This is a genomic window from Elizabethkingia occulta (assembly GCF_002023715.1).
Taxonomy (GTDB): Bacteria; Bacteroidota; Bacteroidia; order Flavobacteriales; family Weeksellaceae; genus Elizabethkingia; species Elizabethkingia occulta.
In genome coordinates this window covers 1-17,273 of sequence record NZ_MAHX01000015.1, presented here as the reverse complement: position 1 = coordinate 17,273, position 17,273 = coordinate 1, and the positions used below count along the sequence as shown (strand labels likewise).

Below are 17,273 nucleotides of genomic sequence, written 5' to 3'. Positions count from 1 at the left end.
TTCACATAAAAAGCTTATAATCAGATTATGTAGAAAGTTAATCTTTCTAAAATCCTTGTGTAGCATGTAAATATATCACCACTAGTTATATTTATTTTATATTTGTTCACATTAAAGCACCATATGGAAATATTTTTATTGTTAATAATTCTTGTTTTTGTAATTATTTCACTTAGCAAATCAGCTTCTAATTCCAAGGCAACTCAGGAGGCAATTGGCAAGCTTAAAGATGAAATTAATTCATTAAACCTTAAAATTAACACAAGCCTACAACCTTTAAAAGCTGAAGAACCTCAGTCGGAGATCATACCTGTTGTTACAGAAGAGCCACAACCTGCCATAAAGGAAGAAATAAAAGCCGAAGAAGAAAAGCAAATTATTGAGGAAATCCCTCTTGTTGAAGAAACACCTGTACAGGCAGCCATGTCTGCGGCAGTATCCCAGGAACTTCAACCCGAGGCAATACCATTACAAGAAAATGCAGAGATTCCGGTAACAGAAAAAATTGTTTTACCCCCTAAAAAGAGTTGGCTGCAAACATTCAAAGAAAAGAATCCGGATATTGAAAAATTCATTGGAGAGAATCTTATCAATAAAATAGGTATTCTTATTCTGGTACTTGGAATTAGCTTCTTTGTAAAATATGCTATTGACAAAAACTGGATTAATGAACCTGCGCGTGTTGGGATCGGTATTTTGTGTGGCGCTCTCATTATGGGAGTCGCACACCGGTTAAAGAAAAACTATAAAGCATTTAGTTCGGTCTTTGTTGCCGGAGCCATTAGTATATTCTACTTTACCATTGGTATTGCATTTCACGATTATCATTTATTTAATCAGGCAACAGCATTTATCATCATGGTAGTTATCACCATATTTAGTGCATTTGTTTCTGTATCCTACGACCGAAAGGAATTAGCTGTTTTATCACTTATTGGAGGTTTTGCGGTACCATTCATGGTTAGTACCGGTGAAGGGAACTATAAAGTGCTCTTTACTTACATTGCTATTCTTAATATAGGAATGCTGATTATTGCTTATTTCAAAAAATGGAGTCTGGTCACCTTACTGGCATTTATTTTCTCCTGTGTTCTTTTCTCATTCTGGTTTGGTGAAAAGGTTATCGATGGAGGACTTCCTTATCGTGGAGCTTTATTTTATGCAACTATCTTCTATCTTATCTTCAGTATTGCCACCGTTGTTAATAATCTGCGGAATAAGGGTACTTTTTCCAATCTGGAATATTTCATCATAATTGCTAATACATTTTTTTATTTCGGAATAGGAATTAGTATTATCCATAAATGGGGAATGGACTTCAAAGGTCTGTTTACTATTGCACTGGCATTATACAATCTGGCTTATGCTATCTTATTGTACAAAAAATTCGGACTGGACAAAAATGCAATATACCTTTTACTTGGTCTGACGCTTACTTTTGTAACTCTCGCTATTCCAATCCAGTTTAATGGTAATTATATCACATTATTCTGGTCTGCCGAAGCTGTACTTTTGTTCTGGCTATTCCAAAAATCAAGAATTGCAGCTTTCAAATTAGGTGCTATTATTGTTCAGATTTTAATGCTTTTCAGTCTCATGATGGACTGGGAGTTCTATTACACGAGAAGTACTGAAGTACTGAAACTAGTTTTCAACCCGATATTCATAACAGGCTTCATTTCTCTGGTATCTCTTGTACTTACTTATCTTCTGTTGAGAAAAGAAAAAGAACCTGTTGATATTTTTACAGTTAAATTCAACCCTGCATTATACAGATTGGGAATAAGTATTGCTGCCATTATTGTTGGGTATTTCATAGGCTTATTCGAAATTTCTTATCAGGCGAATACGGGCATTGCCAATTATTATTCTGCTCAATCTTATCCTGTTTTATATCATTTTTTATTTAGTACAGGGGTTATATACTTTACACTAAAACGCAAGAATATAACAGTAAACAACCTTGCAATTATTTTATCTTGTATTAATATCCTCTTGTATATTGTAGTTTTCCATCAGCTGGTAACAGATGAAATAGTGGAAAATTATAATGCAGGATTATCTGGCAAGTCAGCATTTTTCATACATTATATATTATTAGCATGTCTGGTATATTTTGGATATACCATCATAAAGTTGAGAAATGACAATAATTTCTCCATGCTTCTTAATCATAAATTTGCTTTATGGATTTTTGCTTTCTGTATTGTTTTCATTATGAGTAATGAGATAATGGTTCATGGATTAATATTTTCTGGTGATATTATCTCTCAGGCAGATCTTGCAAAATTATATCCTGTCACAAAAGAGCATTTATATAAATATGAGAGAATGGTTTTTATAGATGACAAACTAAGATTTGTAAAACTTCAGATTATTAAAATAGGATATCCTATTCTTTGGGGCGCACTATCATTTGTCTTCCTGATTATCGGAATAAAGAAACAAAACAAGCAACTGCGTATTATTGCACTTGCTTTACTGGGGATTACTATTATCAAGCTGTTCTTATATGACATCAAAAATGTATCAGAGACAGGAAAAATTATAGCCTTCATTCTACTGGGAGTTCTTATCCTTATTATATCATTTGTTTACCAAAAAATTAAAAAACTAGTTATTGATGAATCCAGCAAACCAAATGATACAGAAAATAATTAAGCTGCTGCCAATACTAATTGGTTCTTCTGCCCTTCTTGCACAAAACTATCAGGGCAAAATAAGTAGTATAAAAGAAAGCGGACTGCATCAGATCGTGCTTTCTCCAGATGTTATTGCTGCAACCCGTAATAATACGGATTTCATAAGAATTTTCGATTCCAGGCACAATGAGACTCCTTATATCGTGGGAAATGAAAATTTAAAAAAATCTGATTTCAAACAATTTCCGATAAGCTCCAGAAATACAATTCCCAATGTTGTAACTTCTGTTATTATCTCTAATGAGAATACAGCTAACCTGGATAACCTTACCCTGAAGATTGCCAATACAGAAATAGATAAGAAATACAACATCAGTGGAAGCAATGACCAAAAGGAATGGTTTGGGCTTGTTGACAATCAGATTATATCCGGCCTTAGCGAATCCGGAAGAACATCGGTCGAAAAGAATTTCTCGTTTCCTCTAAACAACTATAAATTTTTAAAATTCGATTTTCTCGACAAAAATTCTTTACCCATTAATGTACTGGAGGCCGGATTAGAATATGATAATGTTGTAGCCGGTACTAAAACTGCATTACAAAACTTTGAGCAGAAAATAACCACGGACAAGAATAGTAAACAGAGCATTATTACAATTACTTTCCCAACTGAGCAGGTAATTAATGGAATTAGCTTTGACATTGTTTCACCTTCTTTTTATCAGCGCGATGCCCGTATACTCATCAATAAGTCCAGAGTTTACAAAAGAAAAACCGAAAATTACAGAGAAGAGTTTACAACTTTTCAAATCAGATCTAAAAATAATAACCAGTTTGGGTTTCCGGATTTATTCACAAAAGAACTAATCATAGCGATAGACAACCAGGATAATTCGCCATTAGATATAAAGAAAATAAACCTCTTTCAGTCTCAAAAGAAAATCTTGGCGGATCTGAAAGCTGGAGAAACTTATACACTGGATATTAATCCCAAATTATCTGCTCCACAATATGATTTAATAAACTCCGGAATTATCCTTAGTCAGAATTATCCTGACGCGACCATTACAGATCTGAAAAACACTGATCATTCCGTGCATCCAGAATCAGGAAAAGCATTTTGGCAGACCCCCTTCTTTGTATGGGGCTGTATAATTATTGCTATTATAATTATCGGATTTTTCGCGCTGGGACTAATTAAGGACATGAACAAAAAGGCAGAATAATTGCTCTTTTTAAAATATTTTTTGCCTTTCCGGATAAACGACTAAACAACAGTAAACTAGTACAGGCATTCATTTTATGGCGTATTAATTTTGAAGATAATGCTTTGGGAAAGATAAAACCGTCTAAATCATTTTTTTAATTAATAAAAATATTTTGCCATTTAAAAAAATATTTATAATTTTGCGGTCTAATTATTAAGACAATGAAAAAAGATATCCATCCATCCAATTACAGATTAGTTGCTTTTAAAGACATGAGCAACGATGAAGTTTTCATTACAAGATCTACTGCTGAAACCAAAGATTCTTTGGTAGTTGATGGTGTAGAGTATCCATTGGTAAAAATGGAAATCTCCAGTACTTCTCACCCATTCTACACAGGTAAAGTTAAATTAGTTGACACAGCTGGTAGAGTTGATAAGTTCATGAATAAATACAAGAAATTCGCTAAGAACTAAGATATACAGTTTTATACTGAATAAAAACACCGAAGAATTGGATTCTTTGGTGTTTTTTATTTAATTGTACACCAGAAAATATTACAACGTGAGAAACAACAACGGCGCTATTATCACCCTTGGATTTGCTCTTTTTGCCATGTTTTTTGGCGCAGGAAATCTTATTTTACCTCCTTTCATCGGATTAAAATCCGGAACAGAATGGTTTTATGCCATTGTAGGATTTATCACCACAGGAATTATTGCTCCGTTAATCAGTTTGATCGCCGTGGTGCAAATCGGGCATAACTTTACAGATATCGGGAAACGGGTTAATAAGAAAATGATAACCATACTTGCGTTTATCATCATCTGGCTAATCGGTCCCTTAATCGGGATTCCGCGTACCGGAGCTACAACTTTCGAAATAGGACTACAACCCATATTCCCAGGACTTTCACCTATTATTAGTGCTGTAATATTTTTTGCAGTGACAGGTTTTCTTGCAATCTCTCCAAGCAAGATTGTTGATATTATCGGGAAATACCTTACACCGGTACTTATTCTATTATTGCTTATCCTTATAGCTATTGGTATTATTTATTCACCAGGGGCTCCTGCAGCATCTACTCTTAGCCACGGAGAAAGCTTCGCATTAGGATTTCATGAAGGCTACCAAACGATGGATGTTTTATCTGCTGTTATTTTTGCCGGCATTATTATTACCACTATTACCGAAAAAGGATTTAATCAGGTTAGCCAGAGAGTCAAGATGACTATTATGGCCGGACTTATCGCTGCTTTATGTCTACTGATAATTTATGGAGGACTTGTATACCTTGGGGCTACTTCCGGTTATCCTGTGACCGATGATTTATCCCGAACCAAACTGCTTTTACATATCTCTAATTCCGTATTAGGACAATACGGAACCTATATCATTTCTGTAGCCATAGCCCTTGCATGTTTAACAACCGCAATTGCTCTTACTTCAGCTTTTGCCAGCTTTATGGAAAAGATTACAAACGGAAAATCCGGCTATAAAGTCAATGTTATTTTCTGCTGTGTACTTGCTGCTATACTTTCGGTAAAAGGAGTAGATGAAATAATTAACTATGCCGGAATATTGTTAGGCTTTGTATACCCTGTTGTTTTTGCTTTGGTCATGTACTTAGTCTTCTTCGGGAAAATTGTTAAGCCCAAGGCTCCTTATGTAGCAGCTGTTATTATAAGTACATTAGTATCCTCCCTTACTGTATTCCAGTATTATGGTATTGCAGAAAATTTTATAACATCTTTAAAAGACAGCCTCCCACTCGTGCAACACAACATGGAATGGGTTCTACCCTCTTTTTTAGCATTTATTATTACTGCTCTTTTTTCTAAAAATAATACTTTTGCAACCCAAGAGTAATTTTGGAAATTTTTGTTTTACTTAAATTTGTAATATTAATATCCTCACTAAAAAATGAAACAACTTGTTTTCTCTGATGCCCAATATTGGGAAGAGTTTTTACCTCTTACCTTCACCCGCCCCATCGCGGATATGCGTGTAGGTATATTAACATTTAAGGAACGATGGGAAAAACTTTTAGGATTTGATGAAAGCTTTTTCGTCACCGAAAAGTATCTTCAGGCAAAATATCCTGAGCCTGAAAAAAAAGAATCTTTATTGATAGTCCCGAATTTTCTTCCGACAGAAAGCGTACTACAACAAATAAAGGATTTACAGAAAGGGGAAGCTCTGGTATATGAGAATGAACTAATCGCTTCATATATCAATCTGGAAAATTTTAATATTGGCCAGATTGAAAAATGTATAGATATTACAGAGGAACTGATTGTCTTCAAAAAGCCATGGGATCTTTTTACATACAATGACAAAGCTATCAGATTCGATTTTGATATTGTAACCAAAGGCCGGACTTCTCAGAAAATTTCCGAAACCAATAATATCCGTGGAAAAGTTGAAGATATCTTTATCGAAGAAGGTGCAGATGTTGAGTTTGCTTATCTGAATACCAATGGCGGTCCTATTTATATTGGTAAAGAGGCTGAAGTTATGGAGGGTGTTATGCTAAGAGGCCCAATCGCAATTTGTGATCATGCAGTTATGAAAATGGGTGCAAAAGTTTTCGGAGCAACAACATTTGGCCCTTATTCCAAAATATGTGGAGAAGTAAGTAATGTTGTAATCTTTGGCTTCACCAGCAAAGGGCACGATGGTTATTTAGGAAATTCTGTTCTTGGTGAATGGTGTAATCTTGGTGCTGACACCAATACTTCTAACCTGAAAAACAATTATTCTGCTGTCAAAATGTGGTCTTACCGTGAGAAAAGGTTTGTGGAAACAGGCTTACAATTCTGTGGAACAGTTATGGGAGATCATTCTAAAACGGCAATTAATACACAGCTAAATACCGGAACTGTAGTTGGCGTAGCTGCCAACATTTTTAAAACCGGATTTCCACCAAACCTTGTACACTCATTTACCTGGGGAGGCACGAATGATGATCCGAAATTCCGCCTGGATAAAGCTTATGAGACTGCTGAAATTATGATGGCCAGAAGAAAAATAGAACTAACCGAAGAAGACAAAGCCATACTGAAGCATGTATATCATGAATTTTAAACTATAAAAAATTAGAATCATCATTACTGATGATTCTTTTTTTTATCTGAAAATCAAATATTTAAATAGTATCATAATATTTTTTAATTTTAGATGTAACAGATCACTCCCTCCGATTGTCTTACTTATAAAAGCAATACTATGGACCAACAAACTTTTAAAACAACGGTTTTTATCCACAAGGATAGACTATACCGTTTTGCTAAAAGTTTTCTGGTCAGCGCAGATGAAGCCTACGATGTGGTACAGGAGATTATGATAAAGCTCTGGCAAATGAAAGACGATCTGCATCGTTATGAGAATATTGAAGCATTTGCTTTACGCTGCCTGCGTAATGAATGTCTGAACAGACTGAAGCACGCAAAAGTAGTAGAAGACTATCAGATTAACAGTGTAAAACAAGATTATTCAGTTAACCATAGTGATAATACACGGGAAATTATCGTTAATATGATTAACCAACTTCCCGAGAAACAGAAAATGGTGATGCATCTAAAAGATATTGAAGAATATAGCATTGCCGAAATATGTGAAGCCCTGGAAATGGAATCAAATGCAGTAAGAATAAACCTGATGAGGGCCCGACAAAAAATAAAAACACAACTCGAAAAAATTTTCGAATATGAAAACCGACAGATCCAAACAATATAAAGACCAGTACTTCGCGGGAAATTCTTCCGAGGCTGAAGAGAAGTGGCTAAAAGATTTTTCGGATGATGTTTTCTTTAAAACACTTCGGGAAGAAAAAGAAGTGACAATGGATTGGAGCTTTGATGACTTTATGGAAAAAGTGGAAGAGCAGCCGATACCTGCAAAGAAAATTCAGTTAACGACAAAACCAGGGCTTAGTAAATGGTACTGGATGGCAGCAGGTTTCATTATTTTCTTAAGTTTTGGTGGTTATTTATTCTTTAATCAAAAACCAATAACAGATGTTACAACAACTTCTGTTGCCAAAACTGAACCTGCAAAAAATAATACATTAGCTATTCAGGAACAACAAACAACCCCACCTGAAACCAATATTCAGCCATCAGTTATCACTACCGAGGCTGAAAAAAAAGAAATAACAGAAAAAGAAAATATTAAGGTTTTAGCTCAGAAAAAACCTTTAGCAAAAAAAGAGAAAGAGATTATTGAAACTACTTCTGTTAAAAGTGTTCCGGAAACCGGTACAGAAGCCAGTTATAATCCTAACTATGTCCTTATCAACGGAAAGCCCGTATACGATGAAGAAGAAGCTGTAGATCTTACAAAGAAATCGCTTAATCTTCTGGCCAGCAATCTGGATAAAGGAATTGAAAAAGTTGGACTCATAAAACATCTTTCTGTTAATTTTTAAATCAAACCATCATGAAAAAGATATTTCTAACATTATTTATAATTGCTGCCGGCATTGGTGTAAATGCCCAGATCAGCAAACTCGAAAAACTTTTCGATCAGTATCAGGATACCCAAGGCGTAACCTCTATAAAAATAGCAAAGCCCATGTTCAATCTGATTAACAAACTGGATATTCCTGATACCGGATTAGATCAGATCAAGCCTCTGATGAAGGATGTTAATTCTATTAAAATTCTGATTTTTGAAAAAGGCAAAAAAGACAGTACCCTATCGGGGGTTAATATGTCAAAAATAAAAGATGAGATTAACTCTTCTATCAAAAATATGAAATACGAAGAATTGATGTCTGTTAACAGCGATGGAAAGAAAATTAAATTCTTGTCTCAGGACACAACAACTAGTGTAGTAAAAGACTTATTACTGAGTATCACCGGAGACGATGAGAATCTTTTCCTTCTTTTGGATGGCAAAGTAAACGTAGACGATATTTCTAAGCTGGTCAACAGTGAAGAACAAGGTGATAAAGGACCAAAGGGTAATAAAGGTAAAAAATAATATAATGAAAGCTTTCTCTAAAATATTCGCTTTATTCATTCTGCTTGCTTTTTTACAATCATGTATTGTTTCCTCCAGTCCGAATATGGAGTTTCTGGATCGTGAAAGTCTGGGAAAAGGAGCACAGATCACAGCTGTCAACCCACCCATGTTTTTGGTCAAACCATTTATAAAAAAGGCACTCCGTGAAGACGGGGAAAGTGAAGAAGTGATTGCATTGATCAAGAAGGTAAAGAAAGTCCGTGTTATGACTGTTATCGCTCCAAATGCTAACTATCAGGAAAAACTGAACCGCTTCTTTACAGAAAATAAATATGAAGAGTGGATGACCCTGAATTCAGAAGGGCAAAAAGTAAATATCCGAGCCATTACCAATGGCGATCAGATTAACAAATTACTAATTGCAGTGGATGGGGATAAAAACGGAGAAAAAGTTTTTGTAGATGTTAGAGGTAATTTTACCCCGGAAGATATTTCCAATATTGTCAACATGGCCAGTAAAAGCAAATCAATAAATTAAAAAACATTATATTTTCATATCTCTAAATTAGGGCTCTTGTTGTATACAAGGGCCTTTTTATTTTTCAGGTTCGTAATCCAGCGGAAGCATTTTTGCCACTTTATCCATAGCCCAGGACTTCTGAAACAACATCTGATCCGGATCTGAATAATTACCGTCAGATGTTATATGATAACGGAGACCACGCGTTTCAACATAAGAATTTATCGTACTATAAGAGTCTGTTCTTACAACCTCCCGCTTAGAAATATCGAAAAGATATTTCTTATAGCTTACCATTAGTATATCAGGAAATTCAAAATACACTTTTCCATCCTCTTCACTTCTGTACGCAGGTGCCTGAAGATTTTTTTCTACCAAAGCGAGAGCTTTTTGACCTTCCATATGCTTAACCCTATCCAGAATAAATCCTTCTTTATTAACACTGTTATTAAATACTGATTTAAAAAAATGCTGCACACTACCATAATAGGCATTCAGCCTGTTCATTTTATAAACTCTGCTTTTAGATTCAGATGCTTTTACTGGTGTATAAAATGATGTTCCTGTATATTGGGAAATACCATTTCTATAATCAACATAGAAAGACATGAGTTTGTATTCTATTGTATAACCTAGTTTTTTATTGATAATTATTAAAGGCTTCTTAGCCTGAGCTCTGAGAATTCTTTCTGTTTTATCATAAGCAAATTTCACTTCTTTCGGATTCTCAATACTTACACCCTCTCTGCTGATTCCCAAAAAATTATCAAAAAAAGTATTAATGTATTTTTCATAATCTTTACTTGAGTACCCAATTAACTTTACCTCTTCTATAAGACGTTCTTTTTCCAGGACAACTTTAAGGGTTTTATTCATAGCCTGTTGCAGCGGATAAACAAAATCCTGATAGCCGTCTTTCTGAAAAACAATATTTCCCTGTTTTATATTGGGGATGCTAATATCAAATATTCCCTTGGTATCCGTAACCGAAGAAACCTGGCTACCGTCGATATATATTTTTACATTAGACAAAGGCTGTTCTGCCGTGGAAACAACGCTTCCTTTTATAACCTGTGAAAAGCACAAAGCCGATAAAAACAGAAATAGAATAAAGCTGATTTTTATTTTCATAACCCTAAAGTCTTAGGTATAAATATAGCTATTTTTTTTAATCTTCCTTATTGCTGATATAATTTTGTAAATTAGGAGACTTATTATAGCCATGCCTAAAGTAACTATCCGTGATATCGCCAAAGCATTGAGTGTCTCTGTATCTACAGTGTCTAAAGCTCTGTCCGATAGTTATGAGATCAGTGCTGCTACCAAGAAAAAAATAATTGAATACGCTGAAAAGCACAATTATCACCCAAACAGACTCGCAAAAAATCTAAAATTTGGTAAAACAAATACCATTGGAGTTATTGTTTGTGACATTTCCAATACATTTATATCCCAGGTTCTGGACGGGATACAAAGTAATTTCATGGATAAAGGCTTCGACACCCTTATCATGCAGAGCCATCATGATGAAGCTACAGAAAGACAATGTATAGAGTCTCTTATTAACAAAGGAGTAGATGGTATTCTAATGTCTCCATTAACAGAAACATCTAATTTTGATCTCCTAAAGAAGCTTCAGCCTAACTATCCAATTGTCCTTTTCGACAGAATACAAAGCTCACTGGATACCCATAAGGTGGGTGCTAACAACGTTGGTGGAAGTTTTAAGGCTACACAGCATCTTTTGCGGATTGGGAAAAAAAATATTCTGATTATACTTGCTGATAAATTAGGTGTCAGTGATTTACGCTTAGAGGGTTATAAAAATGCCCTAAAACAATATAACATCCCTTATCTTGATGAAAATGTATTGTTTGTGGATCTAAAAAACATCAACCAACACGATGAGAAAATTAAAGAATTTATCTCTGAAAAATTAAAATCTGAAAATCCTCCGGATGCGGTTATTTGTGGTTCCGAAACCATTTCTACCAGAAGTCTTGGAATTTTTATGGAAGCTGGTATTAAAGTTCCGAAAGATATAGCTGTTTTGGGGTTTGCAAATACAACTTTTGCGTTCTCACTAAATCCACCTCTGTCTACAATTGTACAGCCAGCATATGAGATTGGTAAGATTGCCACCGAGAAAATGATAGAATTACTAAATAAACCAACTAAAGATTACAAAACTATTGAACTGGAAACCCAGTTAGTTATTAGAAAGTCATGTGGTTATTTTCCGGAAAATTTTAACTCTTAAAATAAGATTTGGCATTGTGATAACAAATATCACTAATTATACTTCCTACCCATTTCAGGTCATTCGGCAATAAACCTTTTCTAATATCTTCTGCAAAAAGATTACATAGCAACCTTCTAAAATACTCATGTCTCGGAAAGGAGAGAAAACTCCTGGAATCTGTGAGCATTCCAATAAATGTACTGATTAGCCCCAGATTTGAAAGTGTATTAATTTGCTGTTCCATTCCGTCCAGCTGATCCAGAAACCACCATGCAGACCCAAGTTGTATTTTTCCTTTTATACCTTCTCCCTGAAAGTTACCTGTCATGGACCCAAACACCGCATTATCCGCCGGATTGAGATTATATAATATGGTCTTGGTTAGTTTTTGTTGATTCTCTAAATTGTTTAAAAATGCGGATAATGCTTGTGCTTGTGGGTAATCCCCAATAGAGTCATAACCTGTATCTGTCCCTATTTCTTTTAACTTTATGGTATTGTTATTTCTTAGTGCTCCTAAATGAAATTGCTGTGCCCACCCTTTCTCATAATACATTTTGCATAGCTCTGTCAAAATATAATAAGTATAACCTTCTTCTACATCCTTTGCCTCTTCATCATCTCCCAGTAAAACAGTAAAAAAGACATGATTAATTTCTTTTAAACTATATTTTCCCGGCTGTGGAATATACAACAGACCATGATCCGATGCTACACATCCCATTTCATCGAAAAAATTCACCCGTTTCTGTAAAGCTTCAAGAAGAGTATCCAAATCTGAAATCTCTACTTTACTCACCTCTGAAAGCTTTCTTACATAATCCCGGAAACTATCACCTTTGCTTATGGCAAAAATTTTATCCGGTCGGAAACTAGGCTTTACATCTATTTCTTTATTTTGTTGTCGTATACTCTGATGAAAACTAAGATCATCTGTAGGATCATCCGTCGTACCCAACATTTCAACATTATAATTATTCAACAGACTTTGCGGCCTAAAGTTTTCCTGTTGTAATTTTTCGGTAGTCTCTTTATATATTCTGTCGGCCGAAGCTGCATTCAGATATTCGTTTACACCAAATGGATTTTTAAGTTCCATATGCGTCCAATGAAATAAAGGATTACGCAATGTATTAGGTACTACTTCAGCCCATTTGCGAAATTTATCTTCATCGGAAGCATTACCGGTGATAAAATCTTCGTCTATACCGTAGGCTCTCATAGCACGCCATTTATAATGGTCCCCCTTCAGCCATACTTTTGTAATATTTTCAAAGTTCTTATTCTCTGCAATCTGTTGCGGTGACAAATGATTATGATAGTCTATAATCGGTAAATCCTTTACATAATCATTGTATAATACTACTGCAATATCTGATTGTAACAGAAAATTATCATTTAAAAAATACGACATACTATTTACCTAATATTCCTAATTCTAGTCCTCTCAACTCTGCTAATCCTCTTAATCTGCCGATTGCAGAGTATCCGGGATTAGTTGTTTTCTGTAAATCATCCAGCATCTGATGTCCATGATCTGGTCTGAAAGGAATTGCAGTTTCTCTTTTTTGATTTTCTTCTGCAATAACCTTCATTACCTCATACATGTTTACATCACCATTCAAATGATCTGCTTCGTAAAAATTTCCGTGTGCATCTTTCCGCACATTTCTCAGGTGTATAAAATATACTCTGTCTTTTAGTTCACTGAACATTTGTGCAAGCTGCTCTGCTTTTCCTGCTCCTAAAGAACCTGTACAAAAACAAATCCCGTTAAACTTTTTATCGACTCCCTCGATGATATATTTAAAGTCTTCTAAATTACCGGCTATGCGAGGAAGCCCCAAAATAGGATATGGCGGGTCATCCGGATGAATAGTCATCGAAATTCCATACTCCTCGCATATGTCAGCAATTGATTGAAGAAAGTAAAGTAAATTTTGTCTTAATCCTTCAGCTCCAATTGTACTGTAAAGCTCAATACTCTTGTTCAGTTCCTCAATTTCAATATTCTTTTCTCCGGGAATTCCCATCAGAATATTGGTTTGTAACTGATTCAATTGTTCCTTAGTATAATTCTCAAAGCGTTCTTTCGCTTCTTCTTTTACCCAATCTGTATAATCAGCTTCTGCATTTTTACGCTTCAACATAAACAGATCAAAAACGGCTAAATCTATCCAGTTAAAATACAAAGCTTTTGATCCGTCTTTTAACTCTAAATCCAACTGAGTACGCGTCCAGTCTAATACTGGCATAAAATTGTAACAAACAGTTTTTATTCCGTTTTCTGCCAGATTTTTTAAGGTCTGTCTATAGTTTTCAATATAATGAGCTGCATCTTCAGATCTTGTTTTGATAGCCTCATGCACTGGTACACTTTCAACTACTGACCATCTGAATCCTGCTTCTTCAATAATTTCCTTTCTTTTAGCAATTTCATCCGACGGCCAGATTTCTCCATGTAGAATATGATGTAGTGCCGTTACAATTCCTGTTGCTCCTGCCTGTTTTATATCTTGTAAGCTTACCGGATCTTCTGGTCCGTACCAACGCCAGGTCTGTTCTAATCTTTTCATACTACTCCTGCATTAAACCCCACACCATGAATTGAAACCTCCGTCTACAAAAATGGTCTCTCCATTTACAAACTGAGACGCATCGCTTAGTAAATAGACTAACGTGCCTGCCAGTTCATCGGGATTTCCTAATCTTGAATAAGGTGTTCCGTTAATAAATTTCTGAGCTCTTTCTGTATAAGTCCCATCACTATTTGTAAGTAATGTACGGTTTTGTTCTGTCAAAAATACGCCGGGTGCAATAGCATTACATCTTACGCTATCTCCATATCTTAGAGGGAGTTCTGTTGCCATCCATTTAGTAAGACCTTCTATACCATGTTTAGCAATCGTATAGCCTAATACCCGTGTCAGAGGTCTGCTTGCTGCCAGCGAAGAAATATTTACAATAGAACCTTTCCCATTTTTAGCAATTTCTTTTCCGAAAATGAAAGTTGGAATAATGCTACCATATAAGTTGAGTTCAATCGCTTTAATTGTATCGCTAATTTTGGTATCAAACAAATTTTCCGTTGGGGGAATGGTCGCTCCCGGAATATTACCACCGGCAGCGTTGACCAAACCATCTATCTTCCCCCATCCATTTATGATGATGTTATTAGTTTCTATTAACTGTTCTTCATTTAGTACATCCGTCTGAAAAAATTCAGCCTCACCGCCCGCATTAACTACCTCTTGTACTCTTTCTCTTCCTCTTTCTTCATTCCTTCCTAATATTGCTACTTTAGCATTTGCTTCACCCAAGGCTTTAACAAATGATTGTCCCAGGATACCTGTTGCTCCTGTTACGACAATTACTTTTCCTTTAAGTGAAAACTTTTCTAAAATGCTCATATTCCGTTTTTGAATCTGAAGCCAAATTAACAAGATTTAACATCACAGTATTAAATAATCATTAAAATCTACTAAAACGTTTTCGTATAAATTAATAATCTTTAAATATTCAATATATTAAATTAAGTTAACTTAGTGATAGTAAAATATGAAAGGAAAAATTATCTGCTTCGGAGAAGCATTAGTACGATATCAACCTGCAGAAGATTCATTCTTTAATGAGTCTAATAAGGTTATGGCTTTTCCAGGCGGATCCGAAGCCAATGTTGCTGTAAAGCTGGGACAAACCGGACTTCCGGTTTCTTATATTTCGGCAGCACCCGACAATCAAATTACCAGGGAATTTCTGAAAATATTGAAAGACAATAACGTTGAAACTGACAGTTTTTTATACAGAGGTGATAGGATTGGCTCTTACATATTGCTTTCAGCAAATGGATTAAGTAAAGGCGAAGTTATATATGATCGTAAATATTCTTCGTTTAGTCAGATAAAGACAGGTGAAATTGACTGGCATAAAATATTTGAAGACTGTAGCTGGTTTCATTGGACAGCGATTACTCCAGCTTTAAACGAGGAGCTTGCAGAAGTAATGAAGGAAGCATTGGAGGTTGCTTATTCAAAGGGAATTACTATATCTGTAGATTTAAACTACAGGAACAAATTATGGCAATACGGAAAAAGTCCTCTAGAAGTAATGCCTGAATTGGTAAAATATTGTCATATTATCATGGGGAATATTTGGGCTTCTCATAATATGTTAGATACTTCTATTGATAGTAATCTAAATAGAAATACAAGCCCCGAAGAGTATTTTGAATTTGCTAAAAAGAACAGTATAGATCTGTTTTCTGAATATAAAGATGCCAGAATTGTGGCAAATACCTTCCGCTTTATGGATAATTCAAACCATAACCTTCTTTTTGGAACCCTTCATTCAAGAAATAAGAGCTTAATAAGCCCGATATACGAAACCAATGACATTATAGACCGCATTGGAAGTGGAGATGCATTTATGGCTGGCGCAATAGCCTCATTGTATCAGGATCTCGACTTACAGAGTACAATAGACAATGCAGTACTCGAAGGCTATAACAAGTTATTTGTAACAGGAGATTTTAGTAATACTAAATAAGTAAAATGGAAGAGACACTTAATTATATTGAAAAGCATCCGGTAATTCCGGTTTTTTATCACGATAATCCTGAAGTTTGTAAAAAAGCATTAAAAGCTTCATATGATGGAGGAGTAAGAGTATTCGAGTTTGTAAACAGAGGTGCAAATGCAGTCTCCAATTTTGAAATATTACAGCAATATAAAGATCAGTATTTTCCCGATCTAAAATTGGGTATTGGAACAATTAAAAGCAAAAAACAGGCTGAAACATTTTTAAATCTTAATACAGATTTTCTGGTAAGCCCTGTTTTTGATGCAGACATAGCTCCAATAGCTAATCAACATAGTAAATTATGGATTCCGGGATGTATGACCCCTTCAGAAATTAATCAAGCAGAAAAGGCCAATTGCAAGCTTATTAAACTATTTCCGGGAGACTTACTCGGAACAAAGTTTTTAAAGGCTATAAAGCCCCTGTTTCCTGGCTTAAAATTCATGCCAACCGGAGGAGTTAAACTAAATAAGGAAAATATACACAGCTGGTTTGAAGCCGGAGTTACTTCTGTTGGACTTGGTTCCAGTTTATTCCCTACAGATTTCGATACTGCAGAAGTAACCAATCAATTAAAGAAAGTATTCAGTTATATTGAAGAAGTTAGGGAGTTATGAGTTAAGAATGAATAGTTATAAGTTTAAAAGGTTTATAGATCTAAGAGCTTTACGAACTCTATCCCCAGTCTTATAACCTCTGTTAGTCATTATTGAAAATATAGTTCATCACAATAAATAAGGGGCTCCGTCAGGAGCTTTATCTCTATAGATTATAATTCTGAAAATTCAGAGCGTTCCGGAGGAACGTTATCTTAACCGGATATTATGAGTGATTATTAGAAGGATAACTTTATCACATCCATAACTCTTATAACCTGCATAGCCAGTATAACCTCCTGATTTTATGGGTTGGTTTAGGAATAGTAATATCCTAAAAACGAAAAAGCCTCTGCATTATTATGCAAAGGCTTTTCAAAAATAAAAACTGGCGGCGACCTACTCTCCCGCGTTAGCAGTACCATCGGCGCTGGTGGGCTTAACTTCTGTGTTCGGAATGGGAACAGGTGAGCCCCACCGCTATAACCACCCTAAAGTTTGTTATATTTTTTAGAACTT

Annotated in this window: 16 protein-coding genes and 1 rRNA gene; 12 read left to right on the top strand and 5 right to left on the bottom strand. The window is 35.1% G+C overall.

The window, feature by feature from the left end; all coding sequences use genetic code 11:
- The first annotated feature begins 123 nt into the window (after positions 1-123).
- The 9 genes from BAZ10_RS09505 to BAZ10_RS09465 all read left to right on the top strand — a co-directional run bounded on the left by BAZ10_RS09505 (position 124) and on the right by BAZ10_RS09465 (position 9,356).
- Complete coding sequence (locus tag BAZ10_RS09505) at positions 124-2,661, top strand: DUF2339 domain-containing protein (RefSeq protein ID WP_078771870.1); 2,538 nt, start codon at positions 124-126, stop codon at positions 2,659-2,661.
- Positions 2,624-3,868, top strand: a complete 1,245-nt coding sequence (locus BAZ10_RS09500; protein ID WP_078771869.1) for a hypothetical protein — start codon at positions 2,624-2,626, stop codon at positions 3,866-3,868. The genes BAZ10_RS09505 and BAZ10_RS09500 overlap by 38 nt, the downstream gene beginning before the upstream one ends.
- 203 nt (positions 3,869-4,071) lie before the next feature.
- Positions 4,072-4,326: a type B 50S ribosomal protein L31 gene (locus BAZ10_RS09495; protein WP_034868092.1), complete on the top strand. Its 255-nt coding sequence runs from the start codon at positions 4,072-4,074 to the stop codon at positions 4,324-4,326.
- An 88-nt stretch (positions 4,327-4,414) separates the two neighbouring features.
- Positions 4,415-5,719, top strand: a complete 1,305-nt coding sequence (gene brnQ, locus BAZ10_RS09490) for a branched-chain amino acid transport system II carrier protein (RefSeq protein ID WP_078771868.1) — start codon at positions 4,415-4,417, stop codon at positions 5,717-5,719.
- A 54-nt stretch (positions 5,720-5,773) separates the two neighbouring features.
- Positions 5,774-6,937, top strand: a complete 1,164-nt coding sequence (locus BAZ10_RS09485; protein WP_078771867.1) for a GlmU family protein — start codon at positions 5,774-5,776, stop codon at positions 6,935-6,937.
- 141 nt (positions 6,938-7,078) lie between these two features.
- A complete protein-coding gene (locus BAZ10_RS09480; RefSeq protein ID WP_059325938.1) occupies positions 7,079-7,588 on the top strand; it encodes an RNA polymerase sigma factor in 510 nt (169 codons plus the stop codon).
- Positions 7,560-8,279 carry a hypothetical protein gene (locus BAZ10_RS09475; protein WP_078771866.1) on the top strand — a complete coding sequence of 240 codons (720 nt, stop codon included), beginning with the start codon at positions 7,560-7,562 and terminating at the stop codon, positions 8,277-8,279. Before BAZ10_RS09480 ends, BAZ10_RS09475 begins: the two co-directional genes overlap by 29 nt.
- An 11-nt stretch (positions 8,280-8,290) precedes the next feature.
- Positions 8,291-8,836 carry a DUF4252 domain-containing protein gene (locus BAZ10_RS09470; RefSeq protein WP_078771865.1) on the top strand — a complete coding sequence of 182 codons (546 nt, stop codon included), beginning with the start codon at positions 8,291-8,293 and terminating at the stop codon, positions 8,834-8,836.
- A 4-nt stretch (positions 8,837-8,840) separates the two neighbouring features.
- Complete coding sequence (locus BAZ10_RS09465; protein ID WP_078772039.1) at positions 8,841-9,356, top strand: DUF4252 domain-containing protein; 516 nt, start codon at positions 8,841-8,843, stop codon at positions 9,354-9,356.
- A gap of 57 nt (positions 9,357-9,413) precedes the next feature.
- Here the strand turns inward: BAZ10_RS09465 and BAZ10_RS09460 are convergent, their stop codons facing one another.
- Positions 9,414-10,469, bottom strand: coding sequence for a carboxypeptidase-like regulatory domain-containing protein (locus BAZ10_RS09460; RefSeq protein WP_078771864.1), 1,056 nt, complete (start codon positions 10,467-10,469; stop codon positions 9,414-9,416).
- A 91-nt stretch (positions 10,470-10,560) separates the two neighbouring features.
- Here BAZ10_RS09460 and BAZ10_RS09455 point away from each other — a divergent pair, with 91 nt between their 5' ends.
- Positions 10,561-11,598 carry a LacI family DNA-binding transcriptional regulator gene (locus BAZ10_RS09455; RefSeq protein ID WP_059156653.1) on the top strand — a complete coding sequence of 346 codons (1,038 nt, stop codon included), beginning with the start codon at positions 10,561-10,563 and terminating at the stop codon, positions 11,596-11,598.
- Here BAZ10_RS09455 and uxaC read toward each other — a convergent pair.
- From uxaC to BAZ10_RS09440, 3 genes are read right to left on the bottom strand one after another with little or no spacing between them, the layout of a single operon-like run.
- Positions 11,588-12,994: a glucuronate isomerase gene (gene uxaC, locus BAZ10_RS09450; protein ID WP_078771863.1), complete on the bottom strand. Its 1,407-nt coding sequence runs from the start codon at positions 12,992-12,994 to the stop codon at positions 11,588-11,590. The two genes, BAZ10_RS09455 and uxaC, sit on opposite strands and share 11 nt — an antisense overlap.
- 1 nt (position 12,995) lies before the next feature.
- Positions 12,996-14,156, bottom strand: a complete 1,161-nt coding sequence (gene uxuA / locus BAZ10_RS09445) for a mannonate dehydratase (protein WP_078771862.1) — start codon at positions 14,154-14,156, stop codon at positions 12,996-12,998.
- Positions 14,157-14,168: 12 nt separating this feature from the next.
- Complete coding sequence (locus BAZ10_RS09440) at positions 14,169-14,990, bottom strand: SDR family oxidoreductase (RefSeq protein WP_078771861.1); 822 nt, start codon at positions 14,988-14,990, stop codon at positions 14,169-14,171.
- Positions 14,991-15,138: 148 nt separating this feature from the next.
- Between BAZ10_RS09440 and BAZ10_RS09435 the strand changes: the two genes are divergently transcribed.
- Both BAZ10_RS09435 and BAZ10_RS09430 read left to right on the top strand, forming a co-directional pair.
- Positions 15,139-16,125 carry a sugar kinase gene (locus tag BAZ10_RS09435; RefSeq protein WP_078771860.1) on the top strand — a complete coding sequence of 329 codons (987 nt, stop codon included), beginning with the start codon at positions 15,139-15,141 and terminating at the stop codon, positions 16,123-16,125.
- Positions 16,126-16,130: 5 nt separating this feature from the next.
- Complete coding sequence (locus tag BAZ10_RS09430) at positions 16,131-16,775, top strand: beta/alpha barrel domain-containing protein (protein ID WP_078771859.1); 645 nt, start codon at positions 16,131-16,133, stop codon at positions 16,773-16,775.
- A gap of 365 nt (positions 16,776-17,140) precedes the next feature.
- On the opposite strand, the gene rrf is transcribed toward BAZ10_RS09430, so the two are convergent.
- Positions 17,141-17,248, bottom strand: a 5S ribosomal RNA gene (gene rrf / locus BAZ10_RS09425).
- Positions 17,249-17,273 lie beyond the last annotated feature (25 nt).